The organism is Helicobacter sp. MIT 14-3879 (assembly GCF_003364125.1).
The window spans coordinates 1-5,510 of record NZ_NXLP01000071.1 but is presented as its reverse complement, the minus strand read 5'-3'; the positions used below and the strand labels follow the sequence as shown (position 1 = coordinate 5,510).

The window sequence follows — 5,510 nt, the reverse complement described above, 5'->3', positions numbered from 1 at the left end:
CAAGTTATGATTCTCAAGCCATGTTGTTCAGTTATGTTGTTCAGTCTAATACTTATGCTCTGTAAGCAAATGATTTATGCTTGCGCACATAAGGCTATGGTTCTATCTCCATATTGATTCAGTAAAATCCTTTTTCACTGAAGTTCTTGACACTAGGATTTTATTCACGAAGTAACACTTCATTGAAGTTAAAGGGATTTTGCAAGTATGATTGCGTGTTTGCAATCAATTATTGGGTGCATACCAATTTCCTGCTTAAGCCTGAGAGATAGAGATAGTATTATTCAAGTGAATCTCATTGCTCTTTTATCGAGGCATTCGCAGTGGAAGTTATCAATGAGATTCAGAAATAGATATTGCATACTCATGAATTCGGCATTTTGAGTAATTAAAATGAGAGATAAATAGTCCAATGAATTTTTGTGTCAAAACAGCACAGATAACAAGCTTTAGCATCCTCATAAATGCTTTTTAGTATAATAATTATTGAATTGGGATTAACTCAAGATTTAGCTTTATAAATAGCTTCAAAAGGATTAATATGCAACATAACATCGCAGAAGAGTCAAAAAAAACACAAGAAGTCAATAAAACATCTACCATTAAGGGTTTTGAGAAAATAAAACTTATCTTCATTCTAGCCCTTATGTCAAGTATCGCACCTCTCTCTACAGATATGTATTTGCCCGCACTTCCGAGTGTGAGCAAAAAGTTTGCAGTTGATGATTTTTATACGCAACTCTCCCTTGCTAGTTTTTTCATTGCTTTTGCTTTTGGACAGCTTATTTATGGACCATTAAGTGATGTTTTTGGTCGTAAAAAGCCATTGTATATAGGTGTATCTTTGTTTATAATCTCTAGTATTGGTTGTGTTTTGGTAGATTCTATTTATGCTTTTATTGCCCTACGTTTCTTTGAGGCTTTAGGCGGCTGCGCGGGTGTAGTCATTGCGCGTGCAATTGTCAATGATCGATTTATGCTTCAAGAAGCTGCAGCCATTTTTGCACTTATGATGGTGTTTTCTAGCTTAGCACCTATGTTATCACCGTTTTTTGGTGCCGTTTTACTTGAATTTTTTTCATGGCATAGTATTTTTATGACATTGTTTCTTCTAGGTATAGCATTATTGCTACTGATAATTTTCGCGCTTAAAGAGAGCGCACCTCATTTAATGCGCGAGAAATTTTCACATAGAGAAACAATCAAAACGTATCAAATTATTCTTAGAGATAAGGTATTTACGGTGTATGTATTCTCTGGTGCGCTTGCTATGGCTGCTATGTTTGCCTACATCACAGGCTCTTCATTTTGTTTTATGAATGTTTTTGGACTTAGCAAAAATACATACAGCATTATCTTTGCACTTAATGCGCTTGGTTTCGTAGTCTGCGCAAACATCAATGCGAAGTTTGTGCTAAAAACATCACCTTTTATAATTCTGCCAAGAGCTTTTGTAGCAATGTCTGTTTTTGCGGTGTTGCTTGTAGTTGCGGGTTTATTATGCCATTTTTCATTGCAATCTTCTGATGAGGTTGTACAATTCTCTGGGTATTTTTTTCTGTTTGAAATCACACTATTTTTGACTATATCTATGCTTGGATTCTTATTGCCAAACCTTACAACACTCGCTATGGCACGTTTCAAGCAGTGTTCTGGCACAGCCTCTGCAATTCTTGGGACAACACAATTTGCTTTAGCCGGGATTATGTCATTTTTAGTAGGGGTATTCCATGCCAATACGCCTTGGCTCCTAGCCTGTATGATGGCTCTCTCTGTGTTAGCTGGAAGTGGATTATATTTTGGATTAGGAAGGAATAATTCAGCTATGTGAATCCAAGATTTTGTAACATGTAATTTCATATATCTTTTTGCGTTGCATAAATATAAACTCATGTGGAATCAAAAATAATTTTCTGAAATACCGTTAAAGTAAATCCCTCTTTAATTGTTGTAACAATTTAATTACACTACATATTCAAATCATACCCCTAGAATTTAGCATTTGAATTGAATATCGAGACCTTACAGCCTCATTAATCAATTTTTAACACTGCTAAAAATGCTTCTTGTGGAATTTCTACTTTACCGATTGCTTTTAAGCGTCTCTTGCCTTCTTTTTGTTTTTCTAGTAATTTACGTTTTCTTGTTATATCCCCGCCATAACATTTCGCAGTTACATTTTTCCCCATTGATTTTACGGTTTCTCTTGCAATAACTTTATTCCCAATGCTGGCTTGAATTGCTACTTCAAAAAGCTGTCTAGGAATAATCTCTTTCATCTGTGCTACTAATGCCTTGCCTCTCTCATAGCTTTTTGATTTATCAATAATCACACTTAAAGCATCAACAATCTCTCCTGCTACGCGAACATCAAGCTTGATAAGATTGCCCTCTTTATATCCAATAGGTTCATAATCAAAGCTTGCATAACCCTTTGTCTGACTCTTTAGTTTATCATAAAAATCCATAATGATTTCATTGCTAGGTAAAGAATAAGTAAGCAGGACACGATTCTGACTAAGATATTCCATATTTTCTTGAATACCGCGTTTATTATTCAGTAACACAATCACATTGCCTAAAAATTCACTAGGAGTAATAATGCTTGCTCGCACAAAAGGCTCTTTGATAGAAGCTATCCTTTGTTCAGGTGGGAGTTCGCTGGGGTTTTGCACTTGTATTATATTGCCGTCTGTTAGACACACCTCATAAACAACTGTTGGTGCAGATGCAATCAAATCAAGTCCGAATTCACGTTCTAATCGCTCTTTAACCACCTCCATGTGTAAAAGCCCCAAAAACCCTACACGAAATCCAAATCCCAAAGCAATACTGCTCTCTGGTTCAAATTGCAAAGCACAATCATTAAGCTTGAGTTTCTTAAGCGCGTCTCGTAAATCCTCAAATCTGTTTGTATCAAGAGGATATATTCCAGCAAACACAAACGGTTTAGCAGGCATAAAGCCTTCTATTGGTTCGCTCGTAGGATTATTAGAGAGTGTGATAGTATCACCTACTGCAATATCCGTAACACTTTTTAGTCCTAAATTAAGTATGCCAATCTCACCACTTTTAAGAATCTGTGTGGCACTTTTATGAATGGGATGGGGGTATTCTAATCCTAAAACTTGATAGGATTTATCGGCACTCATAGTCATTACCATATCGCCTTTTTGAATCTGCCCCTCCATAATACGAATAAGCCCCAATGCCCCTAAATAATTATCAAACCATGAATCATAAACCAATGCCTTTAACGGCTTGGAATCTTCAATCTTAGGAGGTGGGATACGTTTTGTGATAGCCTCTAATAAAGATTCTATACCCTCGCCTGTTTTGGCACTTACAAGCACGGCATGAGAACAATCAAGTCCTAATATTTCTTCAATCTCTTCTATAACCTTAGGAGGATTCGCAGCAGGTAAATCAATCTTATTAATCACGGGGATAATCTCTAAATTATTTTCTAATGCGATATAAACATTAGCAATCGTTTGAGCTTGTATGCCTTGACTAGCATCAACCACTAAAAGCACGCCCTCGCAGGATTTCAAGGAGCGCGAAACTTCATAGCTAAAATCTACATGTCCGGGAGTATCAATGAGATTAAAAATGTATTCTTTAGAATCTTTTGCTTTGTAGGTAAGACGAGCACTTTGTGCTTTTATTGTAATGCCTCTTTCTTTTTCTATATCCATAGTATCCATGATTTGGGCAGTTATTTCTCGTTGTGCAATACTTCCACAAGCTTGCAGCAAACAATCAGCTATTGTACTTTTGCCATGGTCAATGTGGGCTATAATAGAAAAATTTCGGATGTTAGCTTGCATAATTTCCTCTTTGCTGGTAGTATCGTTGTAAATACAATTTGTATTTTTTTTTGCTTTATTCTAAAATTTTCTTAACCTAAGCAAATTTTAACATATTTGGTATGTCATAATTTACTAAACATAATTTCATCGGCGAGAATTCACGTGTAATATGAGCGACATTGCTAAAAATATCTTTCTCAATCTTTTTGTTTTGTTATCACTGTGCCGAAAATACGTGCTTCATTTCTAATAGATAGCAATCTTTTCATACCTACCTTAAAATGCTAATAATTCTTGACCCGTATCCCAATAACTGAAACATTAAATCCTTTTATCAGTAAAAATTCCAAGAAAGCGAAATGTAAGAAGCAAATTCTAAATGAGGCTATGAGATTCGTGAGATTGAAGCTTGTGGGTATTGATTTTATTAATAAAGACAATCCAAAGGCAATAGTTGCAGATGTGATATGCCAAGCAAGTAAAAAACTAGCTTATTATAGAGACTTATATGTGTTTATGTGCAAAATACTCTAAGTGTAAGCATTACAATGGAAAGATAGAGATTGCTTTAGTATCAATGAGAGATATTAAGACTTCAATGCCTATCAAGTTGTAACTAAACAAGACATATAAATCAACCACCACTCATAAACTGCAATAATTCTAACTTATCATTATTTTGCAAAACGGTATTCTCCCATGCTCCCTTTTTTACAACATGAGAGTTAAGCGAAATTGCAACTATTCGTTCTTCAATATTTAGCTCCCTTAATAGCTCTGCAATAGAAATACTTTCGCCAAAATTCTGTGTTTCACCATTGATAATAAGCTCCATATTTTTCTCCTTATAACTTTTCATAATTTTATCTGAAATAATTATTAATCTTAAATTATTCGTAAGATACTTAAGCATTATAACCAAAAAATAAAGAATAATTTAATAATTTTACAATACAATAGAATTTTTATAGTTTCTAGCCTTAATTATGTATTCTTTATTAACAAGCGGGGTTCATGACTTTTATTGAAGATATAATTTTAAAAGAAGACGCTATCTTTATTGCAGATTCTCATTTTAAACAAGGAGATAATGCTCTCATAGAATCTTTTCAACGTATTCCTAAAGGTGTGCAGGTTTTTCTTATGGGAGATATTTTTCACTTATTGATTGGCGCATTGCAGAGCAGTCGCTTAGAGAATCAAGAATTAATTTCTATCATCTGTCATCTTAGTTGGAATAACTCTATTATATTTCTTGAAGGCAACCATGATTTTAGCCTACAATCTATATGGCAAAATAGATTAGATTCTACAAATGCAAATCTCTGCAATAAGACCACATTAAATAGACAAAAAATGTCTGAATATCAGTCTTGTTTAGATTCTTTATCATTGGATTATAATCCAAGCAATATCAGAATTTATAGCCACTCTGTGCAACCTATTATCCTTAGGAATTGGCAAAATTGTTTTTGCATTCTAGCACATGGTGATTTATGGATTAACCCTTTTTACAATCAATACAGAAAGATTCTTAGTAGCGATGCTCTAATATATATTTTTAAATTATTAGATAAATTAAGTTATGGTATAATTTATCGTAATATTTCTTGCAAAATCGCTCAAAGAACATTAGCTAAATTCTCATTTTATCGTTCTGATTTTGTAGAATTTATGTTTGAACGTATAGCTCAATAT

4 protein-coding genes are annotated in these 5,510 nt (G+C 34.0%); 2 read left to right on the top strand and 2 right to left on the bottom strand.

Annotated elements, in window-relative coordinates; genetic code table 11:
• Window positions 1–541 precede the first annotated feature (541 nt).
• Window positions 542–1,831 (top strand): multidrug effflux MFS transporter, encoded by a 1,290-nt coding sequence (locus CQA44_RS10970; protein ID WP_115547274.1) that lies wholly within the window; start codon window positions 542–544, stop codon window positions 1,829–1,831.
• 202 nt (window positions 1,832–2,033) lie between these two features.
• Here the strand turns inward: CQA44_RS10970 and lepA are convergent, their stop codons facing one another.
• Complete coding sequence (lepA, locus tag CQA44_RS10965) at window positions 2,034–3,830, bottom strand: translation elongation factor 4 (RefSeq protein ID WP_115547273.1); 1,797 nt, start codon at window positions 3,828–3,830, stop codon at window positions 2,034–2,036.
• A gap of 616 nt (window positions 3,831–4,446) precedes the next feature.
• Window positions 4,447–4,647 (bottom strand): sulfur carrier protein ThiS, encoded by a 201-nt coding sequence (gene thiS / locus CQA44_RS10960; RefSeq protein ID WP_115547272.1) that lies wholly within the window; start codon window positions 4,645–4,647, stop codon window positions 4,447–4,449.
• A 179-nt stretch (window positions 4,648–4,826) separates the two neighbouring features.
• Here thiS and CQA44_RS10955 point away from each other — a divergent pair.
• On the top strand, window positions 4,827–5,510 hold a 684-nt coding region (locus CQA44_RS10955; protein WP_115547271.1), incomplete at its 3' end, for a hypothetical protein.